Raw genomic sequence first — 18,996 nt, forward strand, 5'->3', positions numbered from 1 at the left:
AAATTTATTTGACTTTATATGGTTTTAAAAGAACTATTAGTTTTGGTAGTAGAAGTAATGCTGAAGCTAACATTGTAGCCATTACTATAACTGTAAGAAGTCCAAAATATATTGTTGGAATTAAGTTTGATAAAACCAAGATTGAGAAACCAGCAATAACAACTAAAGAGGTATAAGTCATAGCATATCCAATACTTTCATGCGATCTTTTCATTGTATTTATATAGTTATGATCTTTTTTAAACTCTTCATGAAATCTATGGATATAGTGAATTGTATCATCAACTCCAATTCCAATAGATATTGCAGCGATTGTAATGGTCATAATATCCAAAGGAATTCCTGACCAACCCATAATACCAAATACAATAGAGATTGGTACAAGATTAGCAATAATAGCAATTGAAGCTATAAGTATTGATCTAAAAAGGATTAAGAACATAACAAATAGTATTACAACTACAAAACCTAAAGTTTTTATTTGTGAATCAAAAAGTGATTGCAGCATATTGTTATATAAAATCATAAGATTTGATTGTCTAAACTCTACGCTCTCATCATTTATCACTTTAGGAAGTTCAGTATTGATTTTTTCAATCAACTCTTCTCTTCTTAGTTTTGGATTTGAATCAACTATTCTTGTATTTATTCTTGCTTGATTATCTTTAATACTAATGTATGGAGATAAAATAAGATCTTTATACTCTTGTGGAAGTTTTTCATATAATAGTGCCAAAGTAATACCATCTAAATCTTTACCACCATTTAAAGTTTTTCCTACTTTTAAAAGAGTTGCAAGAGATGAAACTTTACCTGTTTCTGAAAGAGAATCAAGATAGTCATGTACTCTAGTTATAACTTCCATTTTATCAACGGTAAACCAATATTTATTGTCATCTTGTGTTTGGGCAAACTCATTTTCAAAATCTGAAAATTCATCATCACTCTTCTCTTTTTTGGGTTTTTGTTCTTCCGTTTTAAAAGTTAATATAACATCTAAAGGTGTGGTTCCACCCAATTGATTATCTATCACTTCCATCCCCTTATAAATCTCAGTTGATTTTTTAAAGTAGTTTATAAAACTATTTTCAACTATAAGTTTTGAAGCTCCAGTTAGTGAAAAAAGAACAACTACTATTGATACAATAATTATAGCTTTTCCTCTTTTTTCAACTAAATTAGCTGTTATTGAAATAAGAGATAGTTTAAATTTAGAACTAGATACTTCATCAACTTTTTTTATAGCAATCATTACCGTTGCAAAAACTATAAAAGAGATAACCAAAGAGATAGAGATCCCTGTACTCATCATCCATCCTAGATTCTTAACAGGTTGAATTCCAGAAAAGACTAAAGATGCAAATCCAGCAATTGTAGTAATAATTGCAAAGAAAGATGGGTTTAGTTTTGAAAGCAGAGTATTTATTACAAGTTTATACTGTGAAGCATGGCTATACTTTTGAGTTAGTTCTCTATATCTTACTATTAAGTGAAGAACAATTGATATTGTTATAATTAGTTGTAGTGAAATAAAATTTGAAGATATAACTGTAACTTCCCATCCAAACAATCCAAGTGCACCTGCTGTTGATAAAACAGATAAAGTACAGATTAAAATTGGCAGTAATATCCAAATAAGTTGTCTAAAGATTAGCCATAAAATAGCTATTAAAAGGAATATAAGTGTTGAACCATAAATTAGTAAGTCACTTTTAACAAAACCAATAATATCATCAGCAATCATACTTACTCCACCAAGGAAAAGTTGTCCTCTATCTTGATATTTCTCTACAATTGCTCTTACTGCTAAAATATTTTCGTGATCTGTTTTTCTGATATTTTCCCTATACTCTTTAAACTCTTTTTGTGTTTGTTTTAATTCCTCAAGCTCTTCAGGAGTTGCACTGTGTTCTCTTTTCTTTTTTAAAAGGTCATTTCTTTTATATAAAATTTCAAAATATTTTTTATCACCTTTTAGGTTTAATAATATAGCAGTAGTTTTAAAATCTGCACTAACTAAACTATTTTTATAAAGTTCTGAGTTCAAAAACTCATTTTTTACTAATGTTTTATCAACTTGACTATTCTCTAAAGTTCTAACTCCATCTAAAAGTTTTGTTAATTCTTGAACAGGAGATTGTAAAAGAGGAACATTTAATATAGAAGTTGTTGAGACAACTTTATCAAGTTTTAAAAACTCATTTGATAACTCTTTTATAGTATCTAAACTACTTTGTGATAATAAATCCTCTTTAGGTTTAAATGTAACTAATAAAAAATCTGGTGCATGATATCTTTGATTTACTTCTCTAAAAAATTTTAAATCTTTATCATTGTCTAAAAGAAGAGTTTCAGAAGAAGCATCAATCTCAAGCTTTGTGGCATAATATCCAAGATATGCCACAGCAACTATCAATAAAAATAGAATTTTTAATGGATGTTTTAAAATAAAATTATCGAAAAACTTTTTAATCATTAGATAAAATTACTTCGTAGTTGATAAATTAGTTAACAAATCATCAAAAGATTTATCTTTTAAAAATCCTGCAAATTGTTGTCTATATGTTTGGATAATACTAACACCTAATAAATCAACATCATAAATAAGCCAACTACTATCTTTAGTTTCATAGAACTTATATCCAATGTCATATTTATCATCTTTCCCAATTAATTGAGTTTTTAAAACTATTCTATTATTTTTTGGTTGGTCAACTCCCAAAATATCAACTTTTTGGTCAGTATAAAGATATAGTTTATCTGTATATGACTCTTTTAGTTTTTTTGTAAATAGTTCTGTAAATCTATCTTTTTGCCCTTTATCAAGCTCTTTCCATTTAGCTCCTAAAGAGAGTCTAGACATCAAAGTAAAATCAAATAGAGGATCTATTATTGGAATAATCTTATTTTTTTTTGCCTCTTTTGTTAAATTTGAATCTTTTAAAACAGATAATACACTGTTTATTTTTATTGTCATTTCTGGTTGAATTTCATCTTTTGTTAGGGCAAACAGTAGTGTGCTTACTAACAAATTTAAAAATAAAAATTTCTTAATCACCTTTATTCCTTAATTGCTTTCTCTCTATTTTGTTCATATATGTCCCTTAAAAATGGGTATAAATCAATTGCATCTTTTTTTAGGTTTTCATATTGCCCAATGTTAAGAGATGTTTTATTAATAGTTTGAAAAGTTCCAATTGCGATAGTTTCCCAACCTTCGTCTGGAATTTTATAATCTATATCATGTTTTCCTAAATCAGTCACTGGATTTATATACATATCTGCTGCTAATCCTACAATGTCTCTAACATTAGATGGTCCAAGTATTGGAAGTACTATATGTGCACCACTACCAAATCCATAATAACCTAATGTTTGACCAAAATCCTCTTTGTGCTCTTTTAAACCATTTTCACTTGCTCTATCTAAAAGTCCACCTATACCAATAGTTGAGTTAACTACAAATCTTCCTGTCTCTTCTAAAGCATTTTGAAACTTAAATTGTAAAATGTTATTTAAAAATCTTATTGGAAACATTAAGTTGTCAAAGAAGTTTGCAATTGCAATTCTTCCTGGTTCTGGAATTACTTCTTTATAACCCTTTGCGACAGGATTTAATACATTTATATAGAAATAATCATTAAAGCTTGTCATTGCTCTGTTATAACCCTCAAAAGAGTCATCTTTTAGATTATTAGAATACTCTTCATCAAATGAAGCTTCATTTTTACTATTTATCTCAACTTTTTTAAAAAGTCTCTCTTTAGTAAAGACTTCATAAGTAACCCATTGATCTTCTGGTAAAAGCTCAAATTGTAAATTTGAGTTAACTTTATAATGAGTTGTAATTGTTGCAGCATTTAGCGCAACAGTAAAAGTTGTTAAAACGGCTAATCCTACCTTTTTCATAATATTTTTGTACCTTGTTTCTTTTTTTGTGTGTATTGTGTGTAACTAAGATGTTATCTAATTTTTGTATAAAAGTTACTTAATAATCTTTTTTAAATTTAATCATTATTTGTAAAAATAACTTTATTACACTATTTTAAAAAGATCTTTTTGCATCTTAATTTCAAAATTGGTATAATCCCGAAAATGTAAAATAATTGGAGTGTTATTTATGGGTAGAGCCTTTGAATATAGAAAAGCAGCTAAAATGAAAAGATGGGGAAATATGTCAAGAGTTTTCCCAAAATTAGCAAAAGCAATTGAAATGGCAGCAAAAGCAGGTGGTGGTGATCCTGATATGAATCCTGCTTTAAGAACTGCAATACTTAATGCAAAAGCACAAAACCTTCCAAAAGCGAATATTGACGCCGCTATCAAAAGAGCTTCTGGAAAAGATGCAACAAATTATGCAGATGTAAACTTTGAGGGTAAAGGTCCTCATGGTGTTTTAGTTTTTGTTGAATGTGCAACAGATAATAATACTAGAACAGTTGCTAATATTAAAATGTATTTTAATAAAAATGGTGGACAAGTTGTTCCTACAGGATCTTTAGAATTTATGTTTGATAGAAAAGCAATTTTTGAATTTGCAATGCCAGATATGGATTTAGAAGAGCTAGAGCTTGAACTTATTGATTCAGGATTAGAGGAGCTTGAAGAGGAAGATGGAGTAGTTATTGCATTTGCAAACTATACAGATTTTGGTAATATGAGTAGCAAATTTGAAGAGCTTGGAATTGAGCTTACAAAAGCTGAACTTAAAAGAATTCCTAATAATCCACAAGAGTTTACAGAAGAAGAACAAGCAGATATGGAAAAACTTTTTGACAAACTTGAAGATGATGAGGATGTACAAGCTATATATACTAATATAGCTTAATCACTTTAATAAATTCTTTTTCCAAGAGATTCATTGAATTGAACTCTTGGAGGAAGTTTTCCCTCTTTGTCTTCTAACTCTTTTATTATTCTTTTTATATTTTCTATTCTAGTTTGAGAACTTGGGTGGGTTGAGAAAAACTCGTTACTTTGATTACTGTCTTTGCTCATATTTTCCCAAAAATTTAAAGATTCATAGATATTAAATCCAGCTTGAAACATTAAATGAATCCCAATCTCATCTGCTTCATTTTCTTGCATTCTACTATAAGGAAGCACTACTCCATATTGAGAACCAAGTCCATAGGCTACATTAAAAGTTGATTGTACATGTGAAGCTTGAGTACTTAAAATGATATTTCCTAATAGTTGTACCCCTTGAGATATTAGTCCTGTTGTCATTCTTTCTGCTCCATGTCTTGCTAGTGCATGTGCAATTTCATGGGAAATAACAGTTGCTAGTTGATCATCATTTTTAGCAACTTTAAGTATTCCAGTGTAAACAACAACTTTTCCTCCAGGCAGACAAAAAGCGTTTTTTTCTTCATTTTTTACTAAATTAAATTCCCATTTATAATCTGTTCTATCAACTATATTTGCAATCTTTCTTCCTATCTCTTTTACTCTTTTTGCATCTACTGTATTATTTATAACTTCTGAATTTTTAAGTACCTCTTTGTATGATTGTTCACCCAAAGCTAATTCATTTGTTTGAGAGATAAGTATAAGTTGGTCTCTATTTGTTACAGGGGCTTTACTGTTACACCCTATAAAAAATATTGTTATAATTATTAGGATTACTTTTTTATACATTAACTGTCCTGTAAAATTTATTTAAAGTAATTTTACAATCTATTAAGTTAAACAATTACTTTTTAAGAGTTTAATTTATATAATCATCTTTTTGAAGGATAAAATTTGGACAATACACACGCTAAAGGTAATATTTTAGGACTTTTAACGATACTTTTATGGTCATCATTAGCACTTTTTACAGTTTTATCTGGTTCTATCCCCCCTTTTCAACTTCTTGCAATATCTTTTTTTATAGCTTCTTTTATTGGGCTTTTTATGTTAAAAAAACAAAAAAGAAGTTTCAAAGAACTTTTTAAAATACCTTTTAAAATCTATTTAGTAGGACTTTATGGTCTTTTTGGTTATCACTTTTTTTATTTTGTTGCAATTAAAAATGCACCTGCAATTGAAGCAAACTTGTTAAATTATCTTTGGCCTTTATTAATAGTGGTTTTTTCGGCATTATTACCAAATGAAAAACTAAAATGGTACCATATTGTAGGGACATTTTTAGCTCTTGTTGGGGCTTTTTTATTAGTTTCAAAAGGTGGAAAATTTGAGTTTGACGAGCAATATTTTTATGGATTTGCTTGTGCTTTAGCTGCAGCAATTATCTGGTCTTCATACTCTGTTATTTCAAAAACATTAAAACATATACCAACTTTTGCTGTTACTGGGTTTTGTCTTTTAACAGCACTTTTTTCTTTGATTGCCCATCTTATTTTAGAACAAACTATTATTCCCAGCGCTACACAGCTTTTTGCTTCTATTATGTTAGGATTAGGTCCAGTAGGAGGAGCATTTTATCTTTGGGATTTTGCAGTTAAAAATGGTGATATAAAGATATTAGGCTCACTATCTTATCTTGCTCCTCTTCTTTCTACCTTAATTTTAGTTTTTATGGGGATTGCTCCTTTAACAAGTTCTGTTATTTTTGCTTGTATATTGATTGTATTAGGCTCAATAATTAGCTCAAAAGAGTATATAAAAGTAATTAAAAAATTTTTTATAAAATCTTAATTACATATACCCCTTTGAACTCTACACATATTTTATCATCTTGAATAATTTTAGATTCAATCTTTATTGAACCACTTTTTTTCTCTTTTAGTTTGTTTTCAAGTAAGTGTAATTGCTCTTTTGATGGAATTAAAGTTTGACAAATCATATCTTTTGTAACGGGAGCTCTATATGAAATATCACTTTTGATTATAGCAATCATGCAGTTATCAAATCCTAGCTCTTTAGCTTTCAAATAACATAATCCCCAAGCAGAAATTGTAACTAATGTTCCTAAACTTCCTGCAAAGCCTGTACCTTTGTCATTTATATTTGGAAGAAGTGGAGCACTTGTATAAAAAGAGGTTTCATCCATTTTATCAATTTTTAGTTGCATATATTTAGTTAAGGGTATCTCTAAATGGAGTTTATCTTCTAATTCTTTTAGCATTTATACTCTTTTTTTATTTTAATAGTACTATTAATTTAATATAAAAAATATAAAACTTAATAGTCAACTAAAAGAGTATACAATTAAAAAATTAATGTACAATAATTGTACATAAAACCTCTTCTTAACTTAAAGGAATTTGATTAATTTTTATTAACTTTTATTTATTACACGATATTATAGTTTTGAAATTAGCACACAATTTTTTTTTATTACTTTTAGTAACTTTTGTACAAAGAATAAAAAATTGTCCCATCATTAACAAAAATTGTACATTGGATGTCTTTTACATTATGCTATACTTGTGCTACAAATTATATAGGAGATGTATATATGAGTTTATTAGCTACTTATAAAGCACATACAGAAGAAAGATTAAAAGAGGGCGGGTTACCACCATTAGCTTTAACTGCAGAACAAACTGCACAATTAGTTGAGCTATTAAAAGCAAAAAATGTGGAAGATGCACAATACGCTTTAGATTTATTTACAAATAGAATCAACCCAGGTGTTGATGATGCAGCATATGTTAAAGCGGCATTTTTAAATGATATAGTACAAGGAAAAGTTGCATGTTCAGTGATCTCAAAGTTAGAAGCTATTGAGATTTTAGGAACAATGATGGGTGGATTTAATGTAACTCCACTTGTAGAAGCATTAAAAATAGATGATATTACAGAAGCTGCAGCAACTCAATTAAAAAATACAATTTTAGTTTATGATTCATTTAATGATGTTAAAGAGTTAGCAGATGCTGGAAATGCAAAGGCTAAAGAGGTAATTCAATCTTGGGCAAATGCAGAGTGGTTTACAAATAAACCTGCATTAGAAGAAGAGATTACTTTAACCGTTTACAAAATCCCTGGTGAAACAAATACAGATGATTTATCTCCTGCAACTGTAGCTTTTACAAGAGCGGATATTCCTCTTCATGCAACTGCAATGTTACAATCAAGAATGGAAAAACCACTTGAAATGATGGCAAAACTAAAAGAGAAAGGTCACCCATTGGCATATGTTGGTGATGTTGTTGGTACTGGTTCATCAAGAAAATCAGGTATCAACTCTGTTCAATGGCATATGGGTAGAGATATCCCAGGTGTTCCAAATAAAAGAACAGGTGGAGTTGTAATTGGTTCAATCATTGCTCCAATTTTCTTCAACACAGCAGAGGATTCAGGATGTTTACCAATTCAAGCAAATGTTGATAGCTTAGAAACTGGTGATGTTATTACTTTAAAACCTTATTCTGGAGAAATTCTTAAAAATGGTCAAGTTGTTTCAACTTTTACTTTAGAGCCAAACACTTTAACAGATGAGATGAGAGCAGGGGGAAGAATTCCTCTAATTATTGGTAAAGGTTTAACAGCAAAAGCAAGAGAAGTACTTGGTTTAGGTGCTTCTGATATGTTTATTGCTCCAACACAACCAGAAGATAATGGAAAAGGGTATACTCAAGCTCAAAAAATGGTTGGACGTGCTTGTGGAGTTGAAGGTGTAAAACCAGGTATGTATGTTGAACCAATTGCAACAACTGTTGGTTCTCAAGATACAACAGGACCTATGACAAGAGATGAGATTAAAGAGCTTGCTGCACTATCTTTTGGTGCAGATATGGTTATGCAATCTTTTTGTCACACTGCTGCTTATCCAAAACCTGCAGATATTAACCTACAACATACACTTCCAGAGTTTATTACAAGTAGAGCAGGTGTTACTTTAAGACCAGGTGATGGTGTTATTCACTCTTGGTTAAATAGACTTTGTCTTCCAGATACAGTAGGTACTGGTGGAGATTCACATACAAGATTCCCAATTGGAGTATCTTTCCCTGCTGGTTCTGGACTTGTTGCATTTGCAGGAGTTACAGGAATGATGCCTTTAACTATGCCTGAGTCTGTTCTTGTTAAATTTACAGGTAAACTACAACCAGGAATTACACTAAGAGATTTAGTTAATGCTATTCCATTATATGCAATTAAACAAGGACTATTAACTGTTCCTAAGAAAAACAAAAAGAATATTTTTGCTGGTAAAGTAATTGAGATTCAAGGTTTAGGAGATATGAAAGTTGAGCAAGCATTTGAGCTTTCAGATGCATCTGCTGAGAGATCAGCTGCTGCTTGTACAGTTCAACTAAACAAAGAGCCAATTATTGAGTACCTATCTTCAAATATAGCTCTAATTGAAAAAATGATTGAAGAGGGTTACCAAGATGCTAGAACTCTTCAAAGAAGAGCTGATAAAATGAAAGAGTGGATTAAAAATCCAGAGCTTTTAGAGCCAGATGCAGATGCAGAATATGCGGCAACAATTGAGATTGATTTAAATGAGATTACTGAGCCAATTTTAGCTTGTCCAAACGATCCAGATGATGTTGATACATTAACAAACATTTTAAATGATCCAAATAGACCAACTCAAAAAATTGATGAAGTATTTGTTGGTTCTTGTATGACAAATATTGGACTATTTAGAGCTTTAGGTGAAGTTCTAAAAGGTGAAGGACCAGTTCCAGCAAAACTTTGGATTGCTCCTCCAACAAAAATGGATCAACAACAATTAACTGAAGAGGGTTACTACTCAGTATTTGGAGCAGCAGGAGCAAGATTAGAGATTCCTGGTTGTTCTTTATGTATGGGTAACCAAGCAAATGTTGCTCAAGGTGCAGTTGTATTTTCTACAAGTACAAGAAACTTTGATAACAGACTTGGAAAAGACTCTAAAGTTTATTTAGGTTCTGCTGAAATGGCAGCTCTTGCGGCGCTTCTTGGAAGACTTCCAACTAAAGAAGAGTACTTAAATATGGTACCTAAAAAAATCACTCCAGAGAAAAGAGACGATATTTACAAATATCTTAACTTCCATACTCTAAGTGACAAAGAGTTAACTAACTTAGTTCACTCATAAGATAGAGGGGTTTTAAAACCCCTTTGTTTTTTCTAACTTCTCTTTTAAATCTATTAATGAATCAAAAATCATAAAATCTTTTTTTACCACATAATTTGGAAGCTCATTCCCTGTTTTTATCCATGCTGGATTTATTTTTGAGTTTTTTGCTCCTAATATATCTGTTTCGTAAGTATCTCCTATCATCATTGTTTTATGACTTTGTTTATTAAACTTTTTTAAAATTGTTTCATATCCATAAGTGTTTGGTTTCCCTATTATCTTTATCTCTTTATTTGTAAATTGTGCAATTATACTATTTATGACCCCACACTCTAACTCAAATCTACCTTTTAATGGGATTAGTTTATCAGGATTAGCAGCTATTATTTTTGTATTTTCTCCAATAAGATTTATTGTGTTTGAGATATCTTTTAGTGTTATAGAGTTTTCCATACCAATAATTATATATTCAGGATTAGTTTCACACTTTTTATATTTACTATAAAGGCTCTCTTGAAGCTGCATACTTCCTAAAACATAGATATTATCTGCAAAGTTTTCAAAAAGATAGTGCTCAATTAGTTTTGTGGTTGTAAAGATTCTATTTTCACTTACATCAACACCACCATAAAGCAGTTTGTCTTTGTATCTGCTTGTTTTATAGTTTGAGTTATTTGTAAAAAAGCAGTACTCAATTTTTTGTGAATCTAAAAAATTAATTATCTCTCTTGTTCCTTCAATTTTCTCATCTTCTCTATAAAAAACACCATCCAAATCAAAAATTATAAAATCTATATCTTTTAAAATCTCATACATTATTTGATTCCTGTGTGCAAAAATGAGTTAACAAACTCTTTTTGGAAAATTAAAAAAGCGATTAGGAGTGGAGCAACTGAGATTAGAGTTGCAGCAGAGATTGTAGACCATTGAACTCCTGATTCAGGTGCTGCAAAAATTGCAAGTCCAACAGTAAGTGGTTTTACTTCATTTGAGTTTGCAATTACAAGTGGCCATAAAAAGTTATTCCAGTGGTATGAAACTGAAACCAATGCATAGGCTAAATATGTTGGTTTTGACAAGGGAATATAGACTCTAAAAAGAGTTCCAATAGGAGAGCATCCTTCTATTTTTGCCGCATCATCTAACTCACTTGGAATAGTTTTAAAAGTTTGTCTTAATAGAAAAATTCCAAAGGCTGAAGCTATATAAGGAATTGCCATTCCCCATGTTGTATCTATTAAATTAAAATTTGCAACAGTTTTATAATTTTCTATTATTAAATTTTCAGGCATTATCATTAATTGCATCAGAACTAAAAAGAAAGCTATATTTTTACCATAAAAATCAAATTTTGCAAATGCATAAGCTGCTAAAGTACAAAGAACCATCTGCCCTATTAAAATAATAGTTACCAAAAAAAAGGTATTTGTTAAATATTGTAAAAATGGTGCTTGTATCCAAGCATCAAAAAAAGCTTGACCACTCAAAGGTGCAAAAAGGGTAAAATCAGAAGAGTATTTTTCTTCATGAGATGCTGCCCAAAAGGTATATATTAGTGGAAGTATCCAAATTATAGCCAAAGTATAGGTTGCAATTTTTTGTAATAATTTCATCTTTTTCCTATTTATAGTGTATTTTTCTCTCTACTAATCCAAACTGAATTAGTGAAACAACAATCAAAAGTGCTAAAAGTACTATAGTAAGTGTGGCAGCATAGGCATAATCAAAAAATGAGAAAGCCACATCATAAATGTAATAAAGCAGTAGATTTGAGGCATTATCAGGACCACCTTTAGTTAAAATAAAGAGGTGATCAATCATTTTAAAAGAGTTAATCAGAGCATTTACCATTACAAAAAAAGTTGTTGGCATAAGAAGAGGAAAAGTAATTTTCCAAAAACTGGTCCAAGCAGATGCACCTTCTATTTTTGCAGCTTCATTTAACTCTTTTGGAATACTTTGAAGTGCAGCTAGGTAGAAAATCATAAAAAATCCAGCCTCTTTCCAAACAGTCATAACTATAGTTGCTTCCAATACCATATTAGTATCTCCCAAAAAGTTTTGTTGAGGAAGATTGAAATATTGAAATATCTGATTTATTAGACCAATTTCAGGTGCATAAAAAAAGAGCCAAATATTTGCAACTGCAACCATAGGTAGGATTGTTGGTGTAAAGTATGCAAGTCTTACAACAGAACGACCTCTAATTTTCTCTTGAACAAAAACTGCCATTGCTAAAGCAAGAGCAATAGATAAAGGAACAGTTGTAAGTGCAAAATAGATAGTATTTTTAAATGTTTGTAAAAATACAGGATCATTTAACATATACTCATAGTTACTAAGCCCAACAAATTTTTTGGGCCTAATAACTGTTTGGTTTGAGAAAAAAGAGTTAATAAAGGTCGTTACAGTTGGATAGTGTGTAAATGCTACAATAAGAGTAAATCCAGGAAGCAGTAACAACCAACCGTAAACATGTCTCATATTAATCCTTATTTATAGTTTCTTAATAGTTTAGAAGCCTCTTTTTGAGCCTCTTCTAAAGCCTCTTTTGGCTCTTTTTTATCTGTTAAAACAGCTTGGATAGTATCATCTAATATTTTTCTAACTCTTCCTGTTTGGTAAGTAGAAAGTTCAGCAGTTGCAAACTCTAATTGATCTCTTGCAACTTTTGCAGGAGGGAACTCTTCAACATATTTTTTAAGATCAGGAGTATTGTATGCAGCTTTTGAAATACCAATATATCCTGTTCCCATAGACCATTTTGCAGAGTTTTCAGGGCTTGTCATAAACTTGATTAATCTCATAGAAGCTTCTCTCTCTTGAGGAGTGGTTTTTTTAAAGATATAGAAGTTTCCTCCACCAGTAGGCGTTCCTCTCATTTTACTTGCAGGAAGCATTGCAACACCAAAATCAAAAGTTGCTTCGTTTTTAACAGCAGTTAAATTTCCTGTAGAGTGCCACATCATCGCAGTTTTTCCACTTAAGAAATTTTTTCTAAGTGTTCCCCACTCAATAGTTCCCTTTGGCATAATATTATACTTATTAGATAAATCTTTCCAATACTCTAAAGCTTTTACAACATTTGGGTTATCAAAATATGTTTTTGTTCCTTCACTATTCATTAGAATTTCACCATTTTGTTTTGCTAATGCTCCAAACATCCAGTATGGATATCCAGTTGAAGGAATCATAAGTCCCCATTGGTCATTTGTTGTAAGTTTTTTACCCATTGTTACCATTTCATCCCAATCTTTTGGTGGTTTGTTTGGGTCAAGTCCTGCTTTTCTGAAAGCATCTTTGTTGTAATACATTATAATTGTTGAACGTTGAAAAGGGATAGCCCATACTTTTCCTAAAGTTGTACCATTTTCCATTAATGCTGGATAAAAAGAGTTTAACCACTCTTTATCTTTGTCACTTTTAACAATATCTGAAAATGAGATAATTGCATCTTGTTCAATTAAGTCATAAGTATCAATAGAGAACATTACAGCTAATTGTGCAGGTTGACCAGCTTTTAATGCAGCAAGTGATTTAATTCTTGCATCATTATAGTTTCCTGCATAGATTGCATTTACATCAATATCAGGGTTTTGTTTTTCAAACTCTTCTACCATAGAATCAACAATTTTTGTTAGTGGTCCACCGACAGAAATTGGATAGTACATCGTTAATTCAGTTTTTTGTGCATTTGCACTTGATAAAAAGCTTGCAGCTAAAACACTAACTAATGCAGCTCTTTTTACAAATCTAAACATATATTTTCTCCTACTAATTAGATTTATTTAAGATAAGATCTCTCTTCTCTCACCTTGTGAGTTAAAAAAGTTAATTTTAGTTTCACTCCAATTTACCCAAACCCTATCACCATTTATGTAGTTTTCGGCTTTTTGTATTCTCATTAATATTGGATTATCTAAGTTACTATTTAGAGTTTGAATTCCTAAAATAGTATCTGAGCCATGATAATCTTGATAAATTATCTCCCCTTCTAATCCACTATTATTCTCTTCAAAATATACATCTTCAGGACGGATTCCTAAAAAACATATATCATCAGTAATACGGCTTGAATAAGTTGTATTAATCTCTTGATTGTTTATTAATATCTTTTCATTCTCCTTTTTTATATTTAGTATATTCATTGGTGGTGTACCAATAAATTTGCCCACAAAGGTTGTTGCTACATTTTCATATAACTCTTTAGGACTGCCTTGTTGTTCAATTACTCCTTTGTTTAATAAGATTATGTGATCAGCCATGCTCATGGCTTCTGTTTGATCATGGGTTACATATAAAACTGTCATATTTAGTTGTTGTTGTAATTTTTTTATCTCTATTCTCATCTCATGTCTAAGTTTTGCATCAAGATTAGACAAAGGTTCATCCATAAGACAAATTTTGCTCTTTGCCACAAATGCCCTTGCAAGAGCAACTCTTTGCTTTTGTCCACCTGATAGTTGTGAAGGTTTACTCTCAAGCAAACCTTCAAGTCCCACAAGTTTAATAACTTTTTTAAGTCTTTTTTCTCTCTCGTCTTTGGCAACTTTTCGTACCTTTAGACCAAAAAGAATATTATCTTTAACACTTAAGTGAGGAAAAAGTGCATAAGATTGAAATACCATAGAGATTCCTCTTTTAGATGCTGGAAGTTTTGAAATATCTTTCCCATCTATTAAAATCTGCCCTGAACTTATCTCTTCGAGTCCAGCTATCATTCTAAGTGTTGTCGATTTTCCACATCCTGAGGGTCCTAATAAAACTGTAAAACTCCCTTTTTTTATCTCAAAATTTAAATCTTCAATTACCATTTTTTTATTGTATTTTTTTGTTATATTTTTTAATTTTATATAAGCCATTAATTAACCCCTTCATAAGTAGGGAAATGAAGTTCAACTTCATTTCTTTTTAATATTTCATAGATATTTTGTGGAGGTTTTTTATCACAAAAAAAGTTGTCAACCATTGAGATATTTCCTCCCCTTATATGTGCTTTCCTTTCAAACTTTGAAAAATCAGCAGCTAAAAATACCCTTTTGCTATATCTATTTATTGCCTCTCTTGCTTGTATCTCTTCATGGGTAAAATCAAGCAAAGAACCATCCTCTTCTATTGCTCCAACTCCATATATTCCAAAATCAACACTATATTTACTAAAAAAATTCTCTATATCATTTCCCAAAATATCTCTGTGTTTATTTCTAACTAATCCCCCATGAAGAACAACCTCAAAAGTGGGATTTTCGCAACAAACAAGTGCCACATTTATATTATTAGTAAAGATTTTTAGATTTTCATGGTTTATTAACTCTTTTGCAATTATCTCAGGTGTTGTACCGATTGAAAAAAACAAAGAGCTATTGTTAGGTATCTGTTTAGCAATTAGTTTTGCTATACTCTTTTTTTCATCATAATGAATAATTTTTCTACTATTATAAGAGATATTCTCTTGTTGAACAGGAATTTCAACTCCTCCATAGACTCTTCTTAGAAGTCCCTCTTTGCATAAATCATTTACATCTTTTCTAATGGATTGTAGTGATACACAAAAAATGTTACTTAACTCCTCAACTGAAGCAAACTTTTCTTGTCTGATTTTTTCTAATATGTACGCTTGTCGCTCTTTTGGTTTCATCTTTATCTTTCGTTGTTTTAATAAAAATCTTTCGTTCGAAATAAAATTAGTGGAATTATAAGTTCAAAGTGTTACATATTGATTACATGACCATATTGTAGATAATTATTAGGTCAATTTATGAATTTTCATTCGTTATTAATATTTTTAATAATATAATCGACTATAAAAAATTAAAATGAAGGATTGATATTGTCAGCAAAAGAAGAGAAAAAAAATACAATTATTGAAAACTCTTTGAAACTGTTTTCTAAAAATGGTTTTTACAATACAACAATTCCAGATATAGCCAAATCAATGAAAATGAGTGTTGGTAATATGTACAACTACTTCAAATCAAAAGAGGAGTTGGCAAAATATGCAATCAAATACTCAACAAATGTTTTAGCAAAAGAGCTTAAAACAATAAACCAAATGGATATTAATTCAAAAGACAAGGTTTATCTTTTCACTAGAAAATATTTGGAAAGTGTAAAAAAAGCACCTGAAGTGATTGAGTACTTTTTAAGGGTTTACTTATCAAATAGAGAGGTTTTCCAAGAGGGATGTGAAGGGTTTTTATGTGTAAGTGAATTTGTTACAGAAGTTATGATTCTACTTGATGATGGAGCTTCTAATAAAGAGTTTAGACAACAAGACTTTTTCCCAGCTTTCGCATTGATTATGGGAGCTTTAGGAGGTTTTGCTTTTTTAAGTGGAGAGAAAGTTTTAGAAAAAGATATATTAGAGTATTCTGATGCAGTTGCAGAAAACATCTTTAGAGCACTTAAATACGAAGAGTAAAAAACCAAAAGTGTTGTGGCTTCAAGCCATAACCTGTAATGGTAACACACACTCTTTTTTAAGTGCAAATGATAATAGAATGAAACTATTTTTAAATAGTTTTGATCTTATATATCATCCATCAATTACAACCCACACAACAATCAAAGAGATTTTAAATTCTAAAGTAGATATTGATTTTTTACTTGTTGAAGGAGCAATTACTCCTCAAAAAGAGTTTTTTTCAATCTCAGGCTATACACCTTATGAGATTTTTAATAAATTAGTAAAAAAATCAAAATATATTATTGCCGTTGGTTCTTGTGCTTCTTATGGAGGAGTTCATGCAAAGTTTGAACAAAATAATCAAATCAAAGGATTAAGTGACTCTTTAGATAGTCAAAATATATATAGTTTAGCGCATCCTGTAGTTAATCTAACAGGTTGTCCTGTTCATCCTGAGTGGATATTTCAAACACTTTTTTCCCTAAAAGATTATGGAAAAATATCTTTAGATGAGAGGGGAAGACCAAAAGAGATATATTATGGTTTGGCACACCATGGATGTACAAGAAATGAGTATTTTGAATGGAAGATTGAAGGACACTTTGGTAAAAAAGAGGGTTGTCTTTTTTATGAACAAGGCTGCCGTGGTCCTATGACACACTCTAATTGTAATAAAATTTTATGGAATGATGTAAGTACAAAAACAAGAGCAGGAATGCCTTGTATTGGTTGTACTGAGTTTGACTTTCCAAGGGACAATATGCTTGAAACTAAAAAAAATATAGGAATTCCAGCAGAAGTTCCTTTAGGTATTAGCAAAAGAGCATATTTGTCAATCTCAGGAGTTGCTAAGACTTTTAAAATAGATAGGTTGCATAAGAAGCTTATAGATTAGTTTTTTGTGCCCACTTGCGTGGTGTACAAACTCTCTTGCGAGAGGAGTGCTTTTAATACTTTTTTATAGAAAAAAGTATTGCCTGTGCTTGCACTCTCTTTGAAAAAAACTACCAACGGCTTCACTGTTTGCTACGCAAATACCCTCAAAGAGCTTTAACAACGCGTCTGGTTGTTTTGGCGCAACCTTTTTCAATAAAAAGGTTGTAAGAGTGACCTACGCTAGGCACAAGAGAGATTTTATCTTTTGGCATAAAAGATTGTAAACACTTTGCGAAGCAAGTGTAAAAGAGATTTAAACCCAAAACACCAAATTCCTAACTTATATTAAAAATATGCTAAAATTTTTCCATATTGAAAGGTCATAATGAAAACAGTTGATATTATTGAAAGAATTGAAGGCGAAGCAAAACTTGTATGCCAATGGGATAATAATAGAATCAAAGATGCAAGAATAGAGTTTTTAAACTTTAGAGGTTTTGAGTATATTTTAGAAAATAAAGCGCCACTTGATGCTTTAGTTTATACGCCAAGAATTTGTGGAATTTGTGGTCAAGCCCATTTGAAAGCTACTGTTGAAGCTTTGGAAGATATTTATAAAAATATTGGAGCTGAACTTAAAGTTACAAAAAAAGCAAAACTTTTAAGAGAAATTGGGCTTAATATTGAGATTATTGATTCACATATAAAATGGTTTTACATGTTTATTATGCCAGATATGATTAAACTTTCAAAAAGAGATTTTTCTAGTTATGAACCTCTTCATGGTGAAAAATGGCTTAAAGGTTTATCAACAGCAAGTGAAACAATAAAAGCTTTAGCTGTTATTGGTGGACAGTGGCCCCATACCTCATATATGATTCCAGGTGGAGTTGTAAGTGATCCTACACTTTTTGATTTAACTACAATGAACAACTACTTAGATAGTGCAATAAATTTTTTTGAGAAACAGTTTGTTGGAGTTGATTTTGAAACTTATCTCTCTTTTTCAAAAATAGATGAACTAACAAATATAAAAGGTGATTTTAAAGATTTTATAGATTTATGTTATGAAAATAACTTTAATGAAATAGGTAGAAGTCACAATAGACATATTGTTCTATCTTCAAGTTCCCTTTTTAAAATGGGAAAAGTTAATAAAAGATTGACTAATAAAATAGATTTTGAAAGAATAGAGGAGAATAGTGATTACACTTTTAATGTAGATAAGAATTTGCAAAATAGTAACTCTTATACTTGGTCAAAAAGTGTAAAGTATGGAAACAATTTTTATGAAACAGGACCTCTTTCAAGAGCTGTAGTTTCAAAAAGAGAGTTCCTTTCAGCTCTATATGAAAACTATCAAGACTCTGTTTTAGTTAGAGTTATGGCAAGAATGGATGAGTTGGCACATCTTCTTTACAATACAAAAAAACTTATAAAAGAGATAAATATAAGTGAAGAATCAGCAACAAAAGTTAGTTACTCTTTAAATGATATTAATAGTGCAGAAGGTCAAGGTGTTGTTGAAGCAAGTAGAGGTTCTTTATACCATAAAGTAACAATAGAAGAGGGAAAAATTCAGAAATATGATGTAATTACACCAACAGTATGGAATCTAGGTCCTGGAAGTTTAGATAATCAATCAATTGCACAAAAAGCAATAATTGGCTTAGACTCAATTGAAAAAGCACAAATAGTTTTAAGAAGTTTTGATGTTTGTTCTGTATGTACTACACACTAAAAATGTTTC

The 18,996-nt window shown here is 30.4% G+C and carries 17 protein-coding genes; 6 read left to right on the top strand and 11 right to left on the bottom strand.

Translation table 11 applies throughout. The features are described from left to right. Positions 1-4: 4 nt before the first annotated feature. The 3 genes from AEBR_RS05590 to AEBR_RS05600 are packed head-to-tail and all read right to left on the bottom strand — an operon-like array spanning position 5 to position 3,909. Complete coding sequence (locus AEBR_RS05590; protein ID WP_129087292.1) at positions 5-2,476, bottom strand: efflux RND transporter permease subunit; 2,472 nt, start codon at positions 2,474-2,476, stop codon at positions 5-7. A gap of 9 nt (positions 2,477-2,485) precedes the next feature. After that, positions 2,486-3,058 (bottom strand): Tgt2/MlaC family protein, encoded by a 573-nt coding sequence (locus tag AEBR_RS05595; RefSeq protein ID WP_228712178.1) that lies wholly within the window; start codon positions 3,056-3,058, stop codon positions 2,486-2,488. Between the two features lie 2 nt (positions 3,059-3,060). Continuing rightward, on the bottom strand, positions 3,061-3,909 hold the full coding sequence (locus AEBR_RS05600; protein ID WP_129087293.1) for an MlaA family lipoprotein: 849 nt from the start codon (positions 3,907-3,909) through the stop codon (positions 3,061-3,063). A 211-nt stretch (positions 3,910-4,120) separates the two neighbouring features. Here AEBR_RS05600 and AEBR_RS05605 point away from each other — a divergent pair, with 211 nt between their 5' ends. After that, positions 4,121-4,828 carry a YebC/PmpR family DNA-binding transcriptional regulator gene (locus AEBR_RS05605; RefSeq protein WP_129087294.1) on the top strand — a complete coding sequence of 236 codons (708 nt, stop codon included), beginning with the start codon at positions 4,121-4,123 and terminating at the stop codon, positions 4,826-4,828. A 5-nt stretch (positions 4,829-4,833) separates the two neighbouring features. Here AEBR_RS05605 and AEBR_RS05610 read toward each other — a convergent pair whose 3' ends face one another. After that, positions 4,834-5,640, bottom strand: coding sequence for a M48 family metallopeptidase (locus AEBR_RS05610; RefSeq protein WP_129087295.1), 807 nt, complete (start codon positions 5,638-5,640; stop codon positions 4,834-4,836). Between the two features lie 105 nt (positions 5,641-5,745). On the opposite strand from AEBR_RS05610, the gene yddG reads away from it, so the two are divergent. Then, positions 5,746-6,642, top strand: coding sequence for an aromatic amino acid exporter YddG (gene yddG, locus AEBR_RS05615; protein WP_129087296.1), 897 nt, complete (start codon positions 5,746-5,748; stop codon positions 6,640-6,642). On the opposite strand, the gene AEBR_RS05620 is transcribed toward yddG, so the two are convergent. Further along, positions 6,629-7,072, bottom strand: a complete 444-nt coding sequence (locus AEBR_RS05620) for a YiiD C-terminal domain-containing protein (protein WP_129087297.1) — start codon at positions 7,070-7,072, stop codon at positions 6,629-6,631. The two genes, yddG and AEBR_RS05620, sit on opposite strands and share 14 nt — an antisense overlap. Positions 7,073-7,405: 333 nt before the next feature. On the opposite strand from AEBR_RS05620, the gene AEBR_RS05625 reads away from it, so the two are divergent. Beyond that, positions 7,406-9,982, top strand: coding sequence for a bifunctional aconitate hydratase 2/2-methylisocitrate dehydratase (locus tag AEBR_RS05625; protein ID WP_129087298.1), 2,577 nt, complete (start codon positions 7,406-7,408; stop codon positions 9,980-9,982). 12 nt (positions 9,983-9,994) lie between these two features. Here AEBR_RS05625 and AEBR_RS05630 read toward each other — a convergent pair whose 3' ends face one another. Genes AEBR_RS05630 through AEBR_RS05655 form a run of 6 tightly spaced genes read right to left on the bottom strand, consistent with a single transcriptional unit; the run spans position 9,995 to position 15,602 of the window. Then, positions 9,995-10,780, bottom strand: coding sequence for an HAD-IIA family hydrolase (locus tag AEBR_RS05630; RefSeq protein ID WP_129087299.1), 786 nt, complete (start codon positions 10,778-10,780; stop codon positions 9,995-9,997). After that, positions 10,780-11,577 (bottom strand): carbohydrate ABC transporter permease, encoded by a 798-nt coding sequence (locus tag AEBR_RS05635; RefSeq protein WP_129087300.1) that lies wholly within the window; start codon positions 11,575-11,577, stop codon positions 10,780-10,782. Before AEBR_RS05635 ends, AEBR_RS05630 begins: the two co-directional genes overlap by 1 nt. Before the next feature lie 7 nt (positions 11,578-11,584). Next, positions 11,585-12,448: a carbohydrate ABC transporter permease gene (locus AEBR_RS05640; RefSeq protein ID WP_172658858.1), complete on the bottom strand. Its 864-nt coding sequence runs from the start codon at positions 12,446-12,448 to the stop codon at positions 11,585-11,587. Between the two features lie 8 nt (positions 12,449-12,456). Continuing rightward, positions 12,457-13,725 carry an ABC transporter substrate-binding protein gene (locus AEBR_RS05645; protein WP_129087302.1) on the bottom strand — a complete coding sequence of 423 codons (1,269 nt, stop codon included), beginning with the start codon at positions 13,723-13,725 and terminating at the stop codon, positions 12,457-12,459. Positions 13,726-13,752: 27 nt separating this feature from the next. Then, entirely contained in the window at positions 13,753-14,826 is a 1,074-nt protein-coding gene (locus tag AEBR_RS05650) for an ABC transporter ATP-binding protein (protein WP_129087303.1), read from the bottom strand. Continuing rightward, positions 14,826-15,602, bottom strand: a complete 777-nt coding sequence (locus AEBR_RS05655; RefSeq protein ID WP_129087304.1) for a DeoR/GlpR family DNA-binding transcription regulator — start codon at positions 15,600-15,602, stop codon at positions 14,826-14,828. The genes AEBR_RS05650 and AEBR_RS05655 overlap by 1 nt, the downstream gene beginning before the upstream one ends. A gap of 192 nt (positions 15,603-15,794) precedes the next feature. Between AEBR_RS05655 and AEBR_RS05660 the strand changes: the two genes are divergently transcribed. From AEBR_RS05660 to AEBR_RS05670, 3 genes are all read left to right on the top strand, one after another. After that, a complete protein-coding gene (locus AEBR_RS05660) occupies positions 15,795-16,385 on the top strand; it encodes a TetR/AcrR family transcriptional regulator (protein ID WP_172658859.1) in 591 nt (196 codons plus the stop codon). Continuing rightward, positions 16,339-17,265, top strand: a complete 927-nt coding sequence (locus tag AEBR_RS05665; RefSeq protein WP_129087305.1) for an NADH-quinone oxidoreductase subunit B family protein — start codon at positions 16,339-16,341, stop codon at positions 17,263-17,265. The genes AEBR_RS05660 and AEBR_RS05665 overlap by 47 nt, the downstream gene beginning before the upstream one ends. Before the next feature lie 366 nt (positions 17,266-17,631). After that, a complete protein-coding gene (locus AEBR_RS05670; protein ID WP_129087306.1) occupies positions 17,632-18,987 on the top strand; it encodes a nickel-dependent hydrogenase large subunit in 1,356 nt (451 codons plus the stop codon). The last annotated feature ends 9 nt before the right edge of the window (positions 18,988-18,996 follow it).

The sequence above is a fragment of the Halarcobacter ebronensis genome (genome assembly GCF_013201825.1).
GTDB classification, from domain to species: domain Bacteria; phylum Campylobacterota; class Campylobacteria; order Campylobacterales; family Arcobacteraceae; genus Halarcobacter; species Halarcobacter ebronensis.

Bases quoted from the DNA above. Each gene is read 5' to 3' on its own strand.
- AEBR_RS05645 (WP_129087302.1), bottom strand. From the start codon at position 13,725: ATGTTTAGATTTGTAAAAAGAGCTGCATTAGTTAGTGTTTTAGCTGCA.
- AEBR_RS05590 (WP_129087292.1), bottom strand. From the start codon at position 2,476: ATGATTAAAAAGTTTTTCGATAATTTTATTTTAAAACATCCATTAAAA.
- AEBR_RS05665 (WP_129087305.1), top strand. From the start codon at position 16,339: ATGCAGTTGCAGAAAACATCTTTAGAGCACTTAAATACGAAGAGTAAA.
- AEBR_RS05610 (WP_129087295.1), bottom strand. From the start codon at position 5,640: ATGTATAAAAAAGTAATCCTAATAATTATAACAATATTTTTTATAGGG.
- AEBR_RS05640 (WP_172658858.1), bottom strand. From the start codon at position 12,448: ATGAGACATGTTTACGGTTGGTTGTTACTGCTTCCTGGATTTACTCTT.
- AEBR_RS05605 (WP_129087294.1), top strand. From the start codon at position 4,121: ATGGGTAGAGCCTTTGAATATAGAAAAGCAGCTAAAATGAAAAGATGG.
- AEBR_RS05630 (WP_129087299.1), bottom strand. From the start codon at position 10,780: ATGTATGAGATTTTAAAAGATATAGATTTTATAATTTTTGATTTGGAT.
- AEBR_RS05635 (WP_129087300.1), bottom strand. From the start codon at position 11,577: ATGAAATTATTACAAAAAATTGCAACCTATACTTTGGCTATAATTTGG.
- AEBR_RS05620 (WP_129087297.1), bottom strand. From the start codon at position 7,072: ATGCTAAAAGAATTAGAAGATAAACTCCATTTAGAGATACCCTTAACT.
- AEBR_RS05625 (WP_129087298.1), top strand. From the start codon at position 7,406: ATGAGTTTATTAGCTACTTATAAAGCACATACAGAAGAAAGATTAAAA.
- AEBR_RS05600 (WP_129087293.1), bottom strand. From the start codon at position 3,909: ATGAAAAAGGTAGGATTAGCCGTTTTAACAACTTTTACTGTTGCGCTA.
- AEBR_RS05650 (WP_129087303.1), bottom strand. From the start codon at position 14,826: ATGGCTTATATAAAATTAAAAAATATAACAAAAAAATACAATAAAAAA.
- AEBR_RS05655 (WP_129087304.1), bottom strand. From the start codon at position 15,602: ATGAAACCAAAAGAGCGACAAGCGTACATATTAGAAAAAATCAGACAA.
- AEBR_RS05670 (WP_129087306.1), top strand. From the start codon at position 17,632: ATGAAAACAGTTGATATTATTGAAAGAATTGAAGGCGAAGCAAAACTT.